The sequence below is a fragment of the Streptomyces sp. 17_S59 genome (assembly GCF_056930295.1).
Map to the genome: position 1 here is coordinate 4,848,242 of NZ_JBXOWD010000001.1, position 14,940 is coordinate 4,863,181.

13 protein-coding genes and 1 pseudogene are annotated in these 14,940 nt (G+C 73.7%); 7 read left to right on the forward strand and 7 right to left on the reverse strand.

What is annotated here, in order from left to right; genetic code table 11:
• Window positions 1-54: 54 nt before the first annotated feature.
• Window positions 55-2,901, forward strand: a complete 2,847-nt coding sequence (locus AC1Z4A_RS22110) for a M4 family metallopeptidase (protein ID WP_483681376.1) — start codon at window positions 55-57, stop codon at window positions 2,899-2,901.
• A 71-nt stretch (window positions 2,902-2,972) separates the two neighbouring features.
• Here the strand turns inward: AC1Z4A_RS22110 and AC1Z4A_RS22115 are convergent, their stop codons facing one another.
• The gene (locus AC1Z4A_RS22115; RefSeq protein ID WP_483681377.1) at window positions 2,973-3,827 is read right to left on the reverse strand and encodes a lysozyme; all 855 of its coding nucleotides are present in this window, start codon (window positions 3,825-3,827) and stop codon (window positions 2,973-2,975) included.
• 233 nt (window positions 3,828-4,060) lie between these two features.
• On the opposite strand from AC1Z4A_RS22115, the gene AC1Z4A_RS22120 reads away from it, so the two are divergent.
• The gene (locus AC1Z4A_RS22120) at window positions 4,061-4,579 is read left to right on the forward strand and encodes a MarR family winged helix-turn-helix transcriptional regulator (protein WP_483681379.1); all 519 of its coding nucleotides are present in this window, start codon (window positions 4,061-4,063) and stop codon (window positions 4,577-4,579) included.
• A gap of 106 nt (window positions 4,580-4,685) precedes the next feature.
• On the opposite strand, the gene AC1Z4A_RS22125 is transcribed toward AC1Z4A_RS22120, so the two are convergent.
• The gene (locus AC1Z4A_RS22125; protein WP_483681381.1) at window positions 4,686-5,459 is read right to left on the reverse strand and encodes a hypothetical protein; all 774 of its coding nucleotides are present in this window, start codon (window positions 5,457-5,459) and stop codon (window positions 4,686-4,688) included.
• Between the two features lie 155 nt (window positions 5,460-5,614).
• On the opposite strand from AC1Z4A_RS22125, the gene AC1Z4A_RS22130 reads away from it, so the two are divergent.
• From AC1Z4A_RS22130 to AC1Z4A_RS22150, 5 genes are all read left to right on the forward strand, one after another.
• Window positions 5,615-8,449: a sensor histidine kinase gene (locus AC1Z4A_RS22130; protein WP_483681383.1), complete on the forward strand. Its 2,835-nt coding sequence runs from the start codon at window positions 5,615-5,617 to the stop codon at window positions 8,447-8,449.
• Between the two features lie 26 nt (window positions 8,450-8,475).
• On the forward strand, window positions 8,476-9,012 hold the full coding sequence (locus tag AC1Z4A_RS22135; RefSeq protein ID WP_483681385.1) for a roadblock/LC7 domain-containing protein: 537 nt from the start codon (window positions 8,476-8,478) through the stop codon (window positions 9,010-9,012).
• Complete coding sequence (locus AC1Z4A_RS22140) at window positions 9,009-9,431, forward strand: DUF742 domain-containing protein (RefSeq protein WP_483681387.1); 423 nt, start codon at window positions 9,009-9,011, stop codon at window positions 9,429-9,431. Before AC1Z4A_RS22135 ends, AC1Z4A_RS22140 begins: the two co-directional genes overlap by 4 nt.
• A gap of 106 nt (window positions 9,432-9,537) precedes the next feature.
• Window positions 9,538-10,143 carry a GTP-binding protein gene (locus AC1Z4A_RS22145; protein WP_483683681.1) on the forward strand — a complete coding sequence of 202 codons (606 nt, stop codon included), beginning with the start codon at window positions 9,538-9,540 and terminating at the stop codon, window positions 10,141-10,143.
• Between the two features lie 6 nt (window positions 10,144-10,149).
• On the forward strand, window positions 10,150-11,403 hold the full coding sequence (locus tag AC1Z4A_RS22150) for a styrene monooxygenase/indole monooxygenase family protein (RefSeq protein ID WP_483681389.1): 1,254 nt from the start codon (window positions 10,150-10,152) through the stop codon (window positions 11,401-11,403).
• 229 nt (window positions 11,404-11,632) lie between these two features.
• Here AC1Z4A_RS22150 and AC1Z4A_RS22155 read toward each other — a convergent pair whose 3' ends face one another.
• The 5 genes and pseudogenes from AC1Z4A_RS22155 to AC1Z4A_RS22175 all read right to left on the reverse strand — a co-directional run bounded on the left by AC1Z4A_RS22155 (window position 11,633) and on the right by AC1Z4A_RS22175 (window position 14,834).
• Window positions 11,633-12,319, reverse strand: a complete 687-nt coding sequence (locus tag AC1Z4A_RS22155; protein WP_483681391.1) for a coiled-coil domain-containing protein — start codon at window positions 12,317-12,319, stop codon at window positions 11,633-11,635.
• A gap of 141 nt (window positions 12,320-12,460) precedes the next feature.
• The gene (locus AC1Z4A_RS22160; RefSeq protein WP_483681393.1) at window positions 12,461-12,754 is read right to left on the reverse strand and encodes a hypothetical protein; all 294 of its coding nucleotides are present in this window, start codon (window positions 12,752-12,754) and stop codon (window positions 12,461-12,463) included.
• A gap of 125 nt (window positions 12,755-12,879) precedes the next feature.
• Window positions 12,880-13,089: pseudogene (locus AC1Z4A_RS22165) on the reverse strand (AAA family ATPase); the annotation flags it as partial.
• A 48-nt stretch (window positions 13,090-13,137) separates the two neighbouring features.
• Complete coding sequence (locus tag AC1Z4A_RS22170) at window positions 13,138-13,860, reverse strand: TetR/AcrR family transcriptional regulator (protein WP_483681395.1); 723 nt, start codon at window positions 13,858-13,860, stop codon at window positions 13,138-13,140.
• Window positions 13,861-13,898: 38 nt separating this feature from the next.
• Entirely contained in the window at window positions 13,899-14,834 is a 936-nt protein-coding gene (locus AC1Z4A_RS22175) for an AurF N-oxygenase family protein (protein WP_483681397.1), read from the reverse strand.
• Window positions 14,835-14,940: the final 106 nt, after the last annotated feature.

Below are 14,940 nucleotides of genomic sequence, written 5' to 3' on the forward strand. Positions count from 1 at the left end.
GCGCCGACCGAAGTTAGTTCCGGCGAACGTTCCGGCATGTACGGAGGGGGAACCTTGCGTAAGCCCAGAGCACGTTCAGGAAGACCTGCCGCGAAGAGCGGCATAGCAGGGGCGGCAGCGCTGATCGGCGCGGCCGCCCTTGCTGTGTCCGCGCTGCCTGCCCAGGCCGTGGCCGCGCCGCCCACCCCGGGGCCCACCGAGGTGGTTCCGGGGAAGGGGACCTCCACCCCTTCCCTGGTGGACGGCATCCGCGACACCGCCAAGGCGACCGGCAGTGCCGCCGACGCCGCCCGCGGGCACCTCGCGGACAAGAAGAGCCGTTACCGCATCGAGCGTCCCGACCGTGACCTCAAGCCCGTCCAGACCCAGCGCACCGGCGCCTCCGAGACCGTGCGGCTCCAGCAGAAGCACCGCGGCGTCGACGTCCTCGGCGGGCAGTACGTCGTCCGCATGGAACACAAGAACGGCAAGCGCGTCGTCACCGGTACCTCCGGCAAGTACTTCACCGCCCTCACCACCGACACCACCCCCGAGGTCAGCGAGGAACTCGCCGTCGAGCGAGCAGTCAACGCCACGCTCGCCCAGCTCAGCGGCAAGCGGCTCGGCAAGACTCAGGCGGCCCAGGCGCTCAGCGGCACCGCGCGCGGGCTGGTCGTCCTGCCCAAGGGCGCGGGCGTCCTCACCCACCACGTGACCGTCCGCGGCACCGACCCTGCCACCAAGCAGCCCGTGCTGCGCGAGGTGTACGTCGACGCCAAGGCCGGCTACCCCGTCCTCCAGTACAGCAGCATCAAGACCTTCGGCGCCCCGGACGGCGGCGTCGGCAGCGGCGGTTCCGGCGGGCCGGCCAAGGCGGCACCGGCCAAGGCGGCGGCCGACGGCGCGCCCGCCGACCGAGGCAAGCACCCGGGCGTCACCGGCTCCGGCGTCAAGTACGACGGCACCACCGTCGAACTGGGCCTGTACTTCGACACCGCGCGCGGCGAGTACGTCATGAACGACCACGCCCGCATGTGGGACACCAGCCAGCACACGATCTCGACCTGGGACGTGCGCGGCAAGGACGTCGCCGAGGTCAACGGCCGCTGGCCCGACGGGATCAAGGAGTTCGGATCGCCTGCCCCGGCCTTCGGCAAGGATGCCACCGAGGCAGGAGCGGTCGACGCCCACTGGGCGGCGGGCAAAGTCTATGACTACTACAAGAAGGTCCACGGCCGCGACAGCCTCGACGGCCACGGCATGGCCATCAACTCCCTCGTGGGTGCTACGGACTTCGGGATGCCGTACGTCAACGCCTTCTGGGACGGCACCAAGATGGTGTACGGCGGCGGGGACAAGGAGTACAAGACCCTCTCGGCCGACCTGGACGTCGTCGGGCACGAGATGACGCACGGCGTGGTGGAGAATTCCGCCAACCTCGTCTACGCCGGCCAGTCGGGCGCCATGAACGAGGCCCTCGCCGACTACTTCGGCAACGCCATCGCCGTGGACGCCGCGGGCATGTCCATGGACGACCCCGACGCGGGGCTGATCGGCGGCCACCTGTGCCGCACCAAGTCCCCGCGGCAGTGCGCCTTCCGCGACCTCAACGACGGTGCGACGACGTCCAAGAACTTCGTGGGCGTCGGCTTCGGCTCGGACAACGGCGGCGTGCACCTGAACTCCACCATCTTCTCCGGCGCCCTGTGGGACATCCGCGAGGACGTCGGCCGCACCCTGGCCGACCGGATCGCCTACAAGGCGCTCACGGAGTACATGACTCCGCTGGACGGCTTCACCGAGGGCCGCAACGCGGTCGTCGCGGCCGCCAAGGACCTCAAGGTCTCCGCCGAGGACCTCAAGGCGGTCACCCGCGCGTTCAACGCCCACGGCATCGTCCCCAACTGGGAGGAGGCCATGGGCGTCGACTCCGACCAGCTCCTCGGCAGGCTCAACACCGCCGGTTCCGGCGTGGGTGCGGGCGGCGGCTGGTGGGCCACCGCCAAGTCGAACGACGACGGCACCGAGGCGTACTCGGTCTGGGCCGGGCGCGTCGACGGCACGGGCGAGAAGAAGCTGATCAGCCCCAACGACGGCCGCTACCATGTCAACCCGGCCACCGACGGCAAGACCGTGGTGTGGACGGCATACGGGCCCAAGGGCGTGGACGTGCTCTCCCGGCCGCTCGCGGGCGGGCCCGTCAAGAAGCTCTACGGCGGCACCGGCACCGACATCGGCCGGGTCGCCGTCGAGGGACCGGTGACCGTCTTCGAGGCGCTGACCGCCTCCGGCGGCCGGCACGTGGGCTACCTGCGCTCCGGCGACAAGGCGCCGACCTGGGTCGACGGCGGCCGGGATGAGCTGGGCTCGGGCATGCCGTCCCTCGCCGGCGGCCGGATCGCGTACGCCACGGCCCGGCCCGAGGGCGACGCGTACCGGATGGGCGTCGAGGTGCTGGACCTCAGGCGCGGCGAGAAGAAGGCCATGACCCAGCTGGGCAGCCCGCAGGCCATCGGCCAGACCGGCATCAACGGCAAGCACGTGTTCTGGCTGGCCGACGAGGTCGAGGACCAGGGCCAGGTGGCCGTGCGGCGCGCGGACCTCGACGGCACGGGCACGGTGGACCTGAGCAAGGAGCAGGGCGAGGGTGCCCTGTACGCCTACGGGCTCACCGCCTCCGACGAGGCGGTGACGGTGACCGCGCAGCTGCCGGACACCCGGTACCGCAACGAGACGTCGGCCAAGTTGTGGCAGTTCCCCGCGGACGCCGCCGCGCCCGCGCAGCCGGTCCGGGTCTCCTGCAACCGCGGTGAGCAGTCGGACGCCGCGGCCGTGAGCGGCAGGCAGGTGGTGTGGATCGACGGCACCACGGGCTACACGGACCTGGTGACCCGCGCGCGCCCGGCGGGCAAGTGTGGCTGATCGGCTGATCTGCTGACAGTGCGAACAGGGCCCCGGCGCCGCTGCGCCGGGGCCCTGTGTCGCCTGCGCCGTCAGCCGTAGGCGAGGGCCTTCAGTCTGTTGTACGTGCCGTTGAAGCGGTTGTGGTCGCCGACGCCCTTGCCGGTGTCGGTGTACTGCCAGAAGGTGTAGAAGTCCCAGCCGGCCGGGAGCTGCCCGGACGAGGAGCCGTAGCTGGGGACCCACAGGGGGTTGTAGCGACCGAAGCCGCCGTAGTTGCCGGTGCACTTCTTCCACCACGTGGTGCTGGTGTAGAGGACGGCGTCGCGCCCGGTGCGGGAGCGGTAGGCGGCGAAGAAGTCCTCCATCCAGTCGATCAGCTCGTCGGCGCTCATGTCGTAGCAGGCGCTGCCGTAGGGGTTGTACTCCATGTCGAGCACGCCCGGCAGCGTCATGCCGTCGTCCGACCAGCCGCCGCCGTGCTTGAGGAAATACTTGGCCTGCGAGGTGCCGCTGGAGTTGCTCGGCAGCGCGAAGTGGTACGCGCCGCGGATCATCCCCGCCCGGTAGGCGCCGTTGTAGTGCTGCGCGAAGTACGGGTTGGTGTAGCTGCCGCCCTCGGTGGCCTTGGTGTACGCGAAGCGGCTGCCGCTGCTCCAGAGGGACGGCCAGGAGACGTTGCCGTTGTGGCTGCTGACGTCCACGCCCTCCACGGAGGAGATCAGGTCGGGTGCGGGCACGTTTCTGCCCTCGTGGGTGCGGACGGTGGAGCCCATCCAGTCCCGTTCCGGGTGGGCGGGCCGTCTGCTGTCCCTGTCCGCGGGCGCCGCGGCGTGGGCGGTGCGGGGGAAGCCGGTGAGCAGGGCGAGGAGGGTGAGCAGGGAGACGAGGACGGCCGCCATGGGGTGGGGGACCCGGCGGCCCGGGCCGTAGTGGTGCTCGGGCATGAAGTGCCTCCGAGGCCAGGGGTGGGGGGAGGTGGGGTGTCTGTCTCGCTGGCCACACATTGGTATGACCATGTCATTAATCAAGCTACGGACGTGGACGCGCCCCGCGATAGGCACCCGGGGTGCTGCCGTTGGTCTAATCCTGCGAAATACTGACGGAGCTGCGGTGAAGCGCCGCGATCACATTAATTTTCAGCGGCTGGAAATGGCCGAAATGCGGGAGAGGGCCTGACGTGCACGAGACCACTACTCCGCCTTCCGGGGACCTCGGTTCGGGCGAGGGGAACGGCAGTGGTGTGGACCAGGACGCGGGCCAGGACGCGGACCACCCCTTTCTCGCCCTGGAGCGCGAGCTGGCCGTCTTCCTGCGCCGGGCCCGCGCGTCTTCTGGGGAGATGGCCCGCGAGGTCCACCCCGACTTGGAGCCCTCCGCCTACGGCCTGCTGGTCCGTCTGGTGGACGTCGGGCAGCAGCGGGCCACGGACCTCGCCGCGTACTTCGGCGTGGGCAAGGCCACGATGAGCCGTCAGCTGCGGGCCCTGTACGAGCTGGGGCTGGTCAGCCGCGACCCCGACCCGGCGGACGGCCGGGCGTCCCTCATCCAGCTCACGGAGGAGGGGCGGGTGCGGTTTATGCGGGTGCGGGAAGCGCGGCGCGCGCAGTACATGAGCAAGCTGGCGAACTGGGATCGCGGGGAGATCGCGGAGCTGGCGCGGCTGCTGCACCAGCTGAACGAGAGCGCGGAGTCGTAGGGGGCAATTTCAGCCCCTCCGGCGTTTGAGGAGCGGGGGCCCGGGGGCAGAGCCCCCGGTTACGGGAAGGGGCGGGGTGGGGAAGGAACCGCCGCAGGCGCCCCCCTCACAGCTCCACGTACACCGCCGCCGCATCATCGGAACGCTTCCCCCGCCGGAACGCCACCCCATCCGGGTCCGCCAGCTCGGCGCTCCGCACCCGGTCGATCAGCACCCCCGGCCCCTCCTTCGCCAGCACCGCGAAGCACTCCGGCCAGCCCCCCTCCCCGAAGACCTCCACCCACCGCGCCGCCCCGTCGCTGAGCGCGGCCAGTGCCCGTACCTCCGCGCGCGCCAGTGAGCCCGTCACCGCCCGCGCCGCCACGGCCGGATCCGCCGCGGCCGTGAAGAAGCCCCCTTCCGCGTTGCGCTGTTCGTCCGTCACGGGGCCCGCGGCCAGGAGCCGGGCGATGCGGTCGTCCAGTACGGGCGTCACCGAGCCGTCCGGGGACTCGACCAGCAGGGCCGAGTCGGACAGCACCAGGTGCTCCACCCGCTCCTCGTCCCAGCGCACCGCCACCACCGTCGCCTGCGGCGTGCGCCGGTGCGACAGGTCGCACGTGCCGCGATGCGCCTCCGCCGTACGGGAGATGGCGGCCGACAGGCAGCGGGCCGGGGTCATGTCCCGCTCGGCCAACAGCAGTTCGAGCAGCGCGCCGCCCAGGCGGGCCGTGAACCACGGCACGCCGTGCACGCAGCCCGACCGGCCGTCGGGCGGCGGCGTCACCCCGTCGAGCAGGACGAGCGCCCCGCCGCGCCCCGAGGCGGGCAGGGCGACCGATGCGAAGTCCTCGTTGGGGCGCCGCGGATCGGCGGGCTGAGTGGCGAGTTCGATGCGCATGCGGCCAGTGTGCCGGATGCCCGAATTTCCACGGGCGTTGGCGCGCATCCTTCCGGCGGGCCGGGCGGTTTACCTGGTGGGCGCTTGCCGGGGGGAACGGTGAGTGACACCGGCCCGGGCCACCAGGGCGGCACGGGACCACGGACGACAGCAGAATGCGAGCACCGGTGCGGAAGAAGCGGATTCGCGGCGGCCAGCGCGAACAGCAGACCACGGCAGTACCCGAGCGCACCGCCCGCGTACGCAACCGGCTCATCGCCTCCGTCGCCCTCGTCTCGCTCGCCGCCCTGGGCGCGAGCGCCTTCGGCATCGCCGACGCCATACGCGACCTCGGCGACTCCCGGCGGCTGGCCGCCCTCGCCAAGACCGACAGCGCCGCCGTCGCACTGGCCCACTCCCTGGCCGACGAGCGCGACACCATGACCGAGTACGTCGCCGCCGGGCGCGGTGCCGCCTCGGACGCCCCGCCCGTCACCGAGGACCAACGCGCCCGCGTGGACCGGCAGATCGCCGCATTCCGTGACGACGCCACGCCCTCCCTGCGCCGCCGGCTCGACGCCCTCCCCGAGGTGCGCCGCCAGGCGCTGGCCGGGCCCGGCGACGCCCTGGCGACGTACACCGCCTACACCGCGGCCGTGCAGGCCCTGCACGCCGTCGCCGTCGGGCTCGCCCACCGGCTGCCCGCCCGCGCCCAGCCGGGCGAGGCGGTGGCCCTGCCGGAGCTGGGCCGGGCGGTGGAGGCCGCGTCCGCCACGCGCGGCCTCTACCTCGCCGCGCTCGCCGCGCGCGGCACCCAGGACCAGCCGGGCGAGGCGGCCCGGCAGGCGGAGGTGCGCGAGCAGGCCGCGCTCGCGGACTTCCGGCAGCTCGCCCCGGCCGAGCTGCGCGAGCAGTACGCGCACGCCGTCAGCGGCCCCCAGGTCGCCGCCGCGGAGGCCCGGCTGTCCCGGCTCGCGGCCAGGCCGCAGCCCCCGGCCGCCGAGATCGACCGCCCCGGGCCCGTACGGGCCGAACTGACTGCCCGCGTCGAGCAGATGCGCGGCGTCGAATCCGGGCTGGCCACCGAGGAGATGGCCCGCCTGGCCGGGCTGCGCGCCCACGACGTGGCCGCCCTGGAGGTGCGCTGCGCGCTCGCCGCGCTGGGCTTCCTCCTCGTGCTCGGCACGGGGGTGCAGACCGCGCGCTCGATGACCCGGCCGCTCGCCGCCCTGCGGCTCGGCGTGCGGCGTGTGTGCACCGACCCGGTGTCGAAGGAGCCGGTCTCCTTCCGCGGCCGGGACGACGAGTTCGCCGAGGTGGCCCGCTCGGTCAACGTCCTCCACGGCACCGTCGTCCGGTTGCGCGAGCGCACCGCCCTGCTCGAGGGCGAGCGCAACCGGCTGGACGCGGCCCGCCAGGACCTCGCCGACGAGCGCGACGTGCTGCGCGTGAAGTACGGCGAACTCGCCGAGCGGATGTCCGGCCTCTCCGGGCGGGTGCACGGCACATACGTCAGCCTCTCCCAGCGCACCCTCGGGCTGGTCGAGCGGCAGCTCACTGTCATCGAGTCCATGGAGGCCCACGAGGCCGACCCCGACCGCCTCGAAGTCCTCTTCAAGCTCGACCACCTCGCCACCCGCATGCGCCGCTACAACGAGAACCTGCTGGTCCTCGCGGGCGCCGAACACCACAGCGGCCACAGCGGCCCCGTACCGCTGCTGGACATCCTGCGCGCGGCCGTCAGCGAGATCGAGCGGTATGAGCGCGTGCGCATCCACTCCCTGCCCGCGCGGGCGCAGCTCGCCGGGTTCGCCGCCGACGACGTCAGCCACCTGGTGGCCGAACTGCTGGAGAACGCCACGGCCTTCTCGCCCCCGGACGTCCAGGTCCAGGTCTCCGGCTGGCTGCTGGAGAACGGCGAGGTCATGCTCTCCGTCCAGGACGAGGGCATCGGCATGGCCCCCGAGCGGCTGGACGAGCTGAACGTCCTGCTGGCCGAGGCCGATCCCGACCCACGCCGGACGGCGGGCGGTGAGCAGGCCGAGCCCGTGATGGGGCTCGGCCTCTACGTGGTCGCGCGGCTCGCCGCCCGGCACGGGGTGCGCGTCCAGCTGCGCGAGCAGCGGCCGGGCGGCATCACCGCCGTCGTGGTGCTGCCCTGCCATCTGCTGCCCGCCGAGTCCCCGGCGCTGTCCGACCCGGCCGCCGCCCCGCCGGTGCCGGGCGCCGCGCGGACCACCCCGCACATCGACCTGCCGGGTGTGGTGGCCGAGTCCAACTCCCATGCGCTGCCCGGCCGTTCCCACCCGCATCCGGGCCAGGGGCCGCGGCACACCGCGCCCGTGTTCCGGCAGGACGAGGAGACCATCCAGCTCTCGGCGGTGCGGCAGCCGCCCCCGGGTCCGGCGGTGCGGCAGGCCCCGGCGGCGTACGGGGACGTGCTGGGTACGGCGTCGTACGAGGACGTGCTGGGTACGGCGTCGTACGGCGACTCACTGGGTACGGCTTCGTACGAGGACGCGCTGGGCGCTACGGGGTACGACGGCACCCGGAGCACGACGCCGTACGACGACATGCGGAACACGGGCGGCCGGCACGCCCGCCCGGCCCCGCCGGCCCAGCCCCGCCCGCACCCGGCCGGCGTGCCCCAGCCGGCCATGCCCCACCAGCCGGTGCCCCTCCAGGCGCACCACGCCCACCAGGCGGCGGTGCCCAAGCCGCGCCCGGAGGCCCGGCCCCCCGAGCCGGCCCCCGGTCCGCAGACCGGCGCCGGGCCGGCCGGCCTGCCCCGGCGGACGCCCCGGGTCGTGGCCCGGAAGCCCGTCCCGCTGAGCGTGCGTCAGGGCGTGGACGCGGAGGCGCTGCGCCGCAAGCTCGCCGGCTTCCAGCAGGGCGCGCGCGACGGACGCCGGGACGCGGAGGCGGAGTTCGCGGAACGTGAACGTGGAAGTGATCGGAACCGAGCGGGGGCGCCGGACGAGGGCGGCACCGTCGAGGAGGCACGCGGTTGACTGCATTTTCCCAGGGGGCGTCGCCCGTGACCCCCGCAGGCGCCACCGGCGCCTCCGCCTTCGGGCTGAGCGACGAGGCCCGCGGCCTGCACTGGCTGCTGACCGATCTGGTGGAGGAGGTGCCCGGGGCGCTGTCCGTGGCCGTCGTGTCCTCCGACGGACTGCTGCTGCTCTCCTCCTGCCCGGAGTCCTGCCCGGAGCGGACGCCGGGCCCGGCACCCCGGCCGGGGGCCTGCGGCGGCCCCGGCGGCAGGGGGACGGAGGGGCCGCGCGGCTCCACCGCCGACCTCGCCACGATCGTCGCGGGCCTCGGCAGCCTCACCACGGGCGCGGCGGCCCTGATGGACGGCGGCACGGTCAAGCAGACCATGGTGGCGATGGACGGCGGGGGCCTGTTCGTCATGACCATCAGCGACGGCTCGCTGCTGGGCGTGCACACCGCGCCCGACTGCGACATGAGCATCGTCGCCTACCACATGGCGCTCTTCGTGGGCCGGGCCGGACACGTCCTGACCCCCGAACTCCGCCGGGAACTGCGCCAGTCGGTGGAGGCCGTCGGATGACCGCCGCCCCCGCCACCCTGCCCGTCACCGCCGCGGCCCCCGACGCGGCGGCGGGCCGCCGCACCGCGCGGGTGCGCCCGTACTCGCTCACCGGCGGGCGCCCCCGCTTCGGTCACGTCCTGCTCGTCGAGACGTTCGTGGCCGTGCAGGGCGCCGAGGCCGGTTCCCAGGAGCCGGGCGGCGGCGGGCTGGCCTCCCGGGTGATGCCCGAGGTGCGGGCCATCGTCCGGCTGTGCCGTCGGCTGCGCTCGGTCGCCGAGGTCTCCGCGCTGTTGAAGATGCCGCTGGGCGTCGTCCGGATGCTCCTCGGCGACCTGGCCGAACAGGGAAGGATCCGCGTGTACGGCACCGGTCACGCGACCGGGCGGCCGGACCGCGCGCTGCTGGAAAGGGTGCTCAGTGGACTGCGCAGGCTCTGACACCGGAACGCCCGCCGCCCGCGCTGCGGCGGGCGGGGCCGCGGGCGAGGCCCCCGACGGCACCAACGGCCCCGATGGTCCCAACAGCCCCGGCGGCCTCGACGGCATCGCGGCGGAGCGGCCGCGGGGCTGGCAGACCGACCTCTCCCGGGCCCCCGCCGTCACGAAGATCGTCATCGCGGGCGGCTTCGGCGTCGGCAAGACGACCTTCGTCGGCTCCGTCTCCGAGATCACCCCGCTGCGGACGGAGGCGCTGATGACCACGGCGGGGGAGGGGCTGGACGACCTCGCCGGGGTCCCGGGCAAGGCGACGACCACGGTCGCCATGGACTTCGGCCGCATCACCCTCGAGTCCGACCTGGTGCTGTACCTGTTCGGCACGCCCGGCCAGAAACGGTTCTGGTTCATGTGGGACGACATCGTCCGCGGCGCCATCGGCGCCGTCGTCATGGCCGACACGCGGCGGCTGGCGGACTGCTTCCCGGCGCTCGACTACTTCGAGAGCGGAGGACTGCCGTACGTCGTCGCCGTCAACCACTTCGAGGGCACCCCGCGGCACGCCCCGGAGGCCGTGCGCGACGCGCTCGCCCTGGCCCCGGACGTACCGGTCGTCACCATGGACGCCCGGCGGCGGATCACGGTCGTGGAGACGCTGCTGACGCTCGTCGGCCGCGCCCTCGACATCACCGACGGCACACCCGGGCGGAGCTGAGGGCAGGTGCGACGGATCCTCATAGTCGGAGCCGGGCAGAGCGGGCTCCAGCTGGCCCTCGGGCTCCAGGCCAAGGGATACGACGTGACGGTCATGTCGAACCGCACGCCCGAGGAGATCCGCGCCGGGCGGGTCATGTCCACACAACTGATGTTCCGCACCGCCCTGAGGTACGAGCGCGAGCTGGGCCTGAACTTCTGGGAGAGCCTGGCCCCGCAGGTCGAGGGCCTGGGCCTGTCCGTCGCCGGGACCGTGGCCGGGGTGCCCGGCGTCCAGCGCCTGGTCGACTGGGTGGGCCGGCTCGACGGCTACGCCCAGTCCGTCGACCAGCGGGTGAAGATGGCCGGCTGGCTGGACACCTTCGCCGACCGCGGCGGCCGGCTCGTGGTGCACGCCGCGGCCGTGTCCGACCTGGACTTCCTGGCGCACCGCTACGACCTGGTGCTGGTCGCCGCGGGCAAGGGCGAGCTGGTGTCCCTCTTCCCCCGCGACGCCGCCCGCTCCCCGTACAGCGCGCCGCAGCGGTCCCTGGCCCTCGCCTATGTGCACGGCCTGGGCCCGCGCGCCGAGCACCCGGAGTACGACGCCGCCCGCTGCAACCTGGTGCCCGGCGTCGGCGAGCTGTGGGTCATCCCCACGCTCACCACGTCCGGCCGCGCCGACATCCTCTTCTGGGAGGGCCTGCCGGGCGGCCCCCTCGACGTCTTCGGGGACATCGACGGCCCCGGCGAGCACCTGGCGCGCACGCTGGAGCTGCTGGAGCGGTTCGTGCCCTGGGAGTACGGGCGGGCCACCGCCGTCGAACTGACCGACGCCAGGGCCGTCCTGGCCGGGCGCTACGCCCCCGCCGTGCGCGGCCCCGTGGGGCGGCTGCCGTCGGGGGGCCTGGTCCTGGGCGTCGGGGACGCGGTCGTCGTCAACGACCCGCTCACCGGGCAGGGCGCCAACTCGGCCGCCAAGTGCGCGGCCTCGTACCTTGCGTCGATCATCGAGCGGGGGGAGGAGCCGTTCGACGAGGTGTGGATGCGGACGGCCTTCGACCGGTACTGGGCGTCGGCGAAGTACGTCACCCGCTGGACGAACGCGATGCTGGCCCCACCGGCGGGCCACGTCCGCGGCCTCATCGCGGCGGCGGCAACGGCCCAGCCGGTGGCGGACCGCTTCGCCAACGGCTACGACGACCCGTCGGACTTCGACGACTACTTCTTCGACGCGGGGAGGGCGGAGGCGTACGTGGCGGGAGCGACGGGGGTGGGCTGAGGGGTGGCGCTGCGCGGGGCCTTTCCCCACCCCGCCCCTTCCCGAAACTGGGGCTCCGCCCCAGACCCCCCGTTCCGGGGGCAAATTTCAGCCCGTCCGGCGTTTGAGGACCGGGGGTCCGGGGGCGGAGCCCCCGAGTCTTGTCCCCGCGCGCAGCGCAGGGGCCCGGGGGCAGGGGGCGCAGCCCCCGATCCTCCTCCCCCCGAGGGTCCGGGGGCAGAGCCCCCGGTTACGGGAAGGGGCGGGTAGGGGAAAAGGCCCGCGCAGCGCCACCCCCGCGCGCTTCGAGCGTCCGCAGCCCCGCCAACTGCCCCGGCGTCAACGACGCCAGCAACCGCTCCACCTCCCCCAACCGCTCCCGCACCACATCCCTCTCCCTCCTCCGCCGATCCGCCAGCGTCTCCTCCGCATTCAGCGCCCCCCGCGCCCGCGACGCCAGCTCCGCCGCCCGCTTCTCGTCCTTCGCCAGCCGCCCGACGGCGGACGCCCTGCTCCCGGCCGCCCGCCGGATCCGGTGCCGCTGATCCAGCGCCTCCTGGAGATCCGCGCTGAGCGCGAGCCGCAGGAGCGGGGAGAGCGCGGCGGCGCCCTCCCGGTACTGCTCCCTGGCGATCCGGCCGGCGTCGTTGCGGCTGCCGTGGAGGGCGGTGCGGGCCTCGGCGAGTTCCTCGTCGAGCCGGTCGACCTCGGCGTGCTGCTCCTTGAGCTTCTCGCCGGTCGCCTCGTAGGCGTCGGCGGCCTCCCCGGCCTTGCGGTAGAGGGAGTGGAGCCGGGCCAGCAGCGCGCTCACCGGCTGGCCGGGCGGCGCGGCGGGCACGGCACCCGCGGGGGTCACGGGCGTCGTGGACACGACGAACGCGGCGGCCCCGGCAGCCAGCGCCGCCGCGCGGGCCGAGCGCACGAACCGTCCTGACACGGGCTCACCTCCGGTGATGGGCGGGATTCCACCTGGGGAGGATCGTGCCACGTGCAGCAGTATGTATAGGTATGACTAGTCTGAGCGGCACGGGCGAAATCGCCCGGCACGCTCAGCCGACGGCCACCACTCGGCGCACCGTCACCCGCGCGAGCCCGGCGGCGAGCCCGGCGGCCGCGACCACGGCCACCGCAGCCCGCTGCCGGACTTCCCCTCGGGGTCGTGGACGTACTTCCACCCCTTGGGCAGCCCCAGCCGCCGCGTCGTGGCCGCCGGAACGCGCCGGTAGACGAGGACCGTCGGCGCCGCGCCCGGCTCCTCGGCCGGCACCGGGATCTCATAGGTCTTGGGCGGCAGACCGTTGAGCCCCACGAGCACCGGCAGTACACGCCCGTCCATCGGCCCGCCCTCGAAGGGCGTCTTCTCGCTTCTCACACGCCCAGTCTCCGTCAGCCGCGCTCGTCACGCGGTATGAGGTGGCGCAGATAGGCCTCCGGGTCGGCGAGGTAGCGGCGCCAGTGGTCGACCAGCAGCAGATCGCTCCACTCCACGGGCCGTACGCCGCGCCCGTCCAGCCCGTAGGCCTCCGCCACCGCTTCCACGACCGTCGACTTGCCCGAGCCGTTCTCGCCGACCAGGAAGGTGACGGGTGCGTCGAAGGAGATGCCGCCGTCCAGCAGCTCCCGCACGCAGGGCACCGACCAGGGCCAGTCGTCCCGCTCGGCGGTGTCGACCGTCCCGGGAGACAGGTAAGCGCGGTTCGCGAGCATGCGTACGAGCGTAGGCGCGGGGTCTGACAACCGGCTCGGAGGCGGCATTCAGAGCAGGTGCGCCGCGTCCGCGACCACGGGTGCCAGGCGGCGAGCCAGATCGCCGACGGGCCCGTCGGCCGGCTCCAGGGCCAGGGCCGCGCGGGCCACCGCGGCCGTCTGCGGATCGCGCGCGGCGGTGGCCGTCAGCAGGGCCACGAAGTGGTCGACCAGCCAGTCGCGCAGCTCCTCCGGCGGGGGCTGCTTCTCCTCGTCCAGCCAGATCAGGGAGGCCGCCTCGACGGCCGTCAGCCAGGTGCGCACCATCATCCGCAGCCGCACCCCGGGATCCGGCACCGACAGGTGCCGGAGGATCTGTGCGGCGGCCGCGCGCCGGACCTCGTCGACGATGGCGCCCGTGCGGGACGTCTCCGCGACGCTGCCGCCCTGGAGCAGCGCGCTGAAGCCCGCGTCGTGCTGGTCGACGAAGGCGAGGTAGCGGTCGAGCGCGGCGGCGAGCCGGCTGGTGAGGGGACCGGTCTGCGGCTCGGCGAAGCAGAGTTCGAGGTCGTCGGCGGCGCTGCGCAGGGCGGCCTCGTACAACTGCGGCTTGCCGCCGGGGAAGTAGCGGTAGACGAGCGGCCGGGAGACCTCGGCGGCGGCCGCGACGTCGTCGAGGGAGACGTCCTCGGGCGTCCGGTGGGCGAAGAGGCCGAGTGCGGCGCCGATCAGCTGGGCGCGCCGCTCGGGGACGCTGAGCCTGCGGTAGGAGGCGGTTCCGCTGCCGGTCATGTCCCGCAGGGTAACGGGCCGACGGCGCCCGCCCGGGGTCAGGGCAGCAGCCCCGAGCTTCTCCAGAGGCGGCGGCCCGGGCCCCGCAGCACCCCGATGTCGTCCAGGAAGTCCGTGAGCCGTCTCGCGCCCGTCTGCATCACCTCGCGGCGGTGGGCGCTGGCTCTCACCTGGGCGACCGCCTCGCGGCGGTCCAGGCCGACGCTCGCGTAGACCTGGGGGTTGACGAAGGCGCGGGAGAAGACGCGGGCCGCCTCGCCCGAGCTGATCCGGGTCAGCTCCGCCTCCCAGCGCGGGCAGGTGACCATCTGGCGGCGCAGCTCCTCGCGCGCGTAGCGGACATGGCGCGCCTCCTCCACGACGTGGATGCGGGTGACGCCGCGGACGAGGGGCTGGATGCGCTCGTCGGGGAAGGTCAGCCGCTGCATCCAGTCCAGGATCTCCTCGCCCAGCAGGGTCATGGTGAAGGAGCCCGGCGTGGTCGAGACGGTCTTGGCGAAGCGCCCGAGGCCGTGGTGGAGCCGCGAGACCGGGTAGGCGGGGGTGCCCGAGTACCGGATCATCCGGGCGAACATCTTCGAGTGCCGGCACTCGTCGGCGATCTCGGTGAGGGCGTAGCGGACGTGCGCGCTGGTGACCGGCTTGTCGTAGATGTGACGGACCAGCAGCTGCATCAGGATGATCTCGAACCATATGCCGAGCGAGGCGAGCGAGGCCGCCTCGTGCCGGGCCAGGTCCATGCGCTGCTCCTCCGGCATCCGCCGCCACAGCGGCGTGCCGTAGAGGGAGACCAGCTCCGGGGGCCAGTACCACTTGCCGTCCTCGGGCGGCGCGGACCAGTCGAGTTCGGCGTCGGGGTCGTAGGAGTGCCGGGCGGAGGCATCGAGCAGCCGCTGGGCCACCTGTTCGCGGTCCTTGAGCAGGCCGAGCGCGTCCGCGGGCGGGGGCGCGTGCCGTTCGGGCGCGGTCGTCATGGCCGATTCCACCTCGTCTCGGGGTCACCGGGTTACCCGCGGTCCGCCCTTATAAGACAACCTGTCAGTAAGGCCGTCAAGCCCCGGGGACGGATCCGCGCCCCGC

What these genes read in the sequence shown, in the direction of transcription:
- AC1Z4A_RS22115 (WP_483681377.1), bottom strand. Translation starts at nt 3,827, where the DNA reads ATGCCCGAGCACCACTACGGCCCGGGCCGCCGGGTCCCCCACCCCATG.
- AC1Z4A_RS22125 (WP_483681381.1), bottom strand. Translation starts at nt 5,459, where the DNA reads ATGCGCATCGAACTCGCCACTCAGCCCGCCGATCCGCGGCGCCCCAAC.
- AC1Z4A_RS22130 (WP_483681383.1), top strand. Translation starts at nt 5,615, where the DNA reads ATGCGAGCACCGGTGCGGAAGAAGCGGATTCGCGGCGGCCAGCGCGAA.
- AC1Z4A_RS22140 (WP_483681387.1), top strand. Translation starts at nt 9,009, where the DNA reads ATGACCGCCGCCCCCGCCACCCTGCCCGTCACCGCCGCGGCCCCCGAC.
- AC1Z4A_RS22170 (WP_483681395.1), bottom strand. Translation starts at nt 13,860, where the DNA reads ATGACCGGCAGCGGAACCGCCTCCTACCGCAGGCTCAGCGTCCCCGAG.
- AC1Z4A_RS22175 (WP_483681397.1), bottom strand. Translation starts at nt 14,834, where the DNA reads ATGACGACCGCGCCCGAACGGCACGCGCCCCCGCCCGCGGACGCGCTC.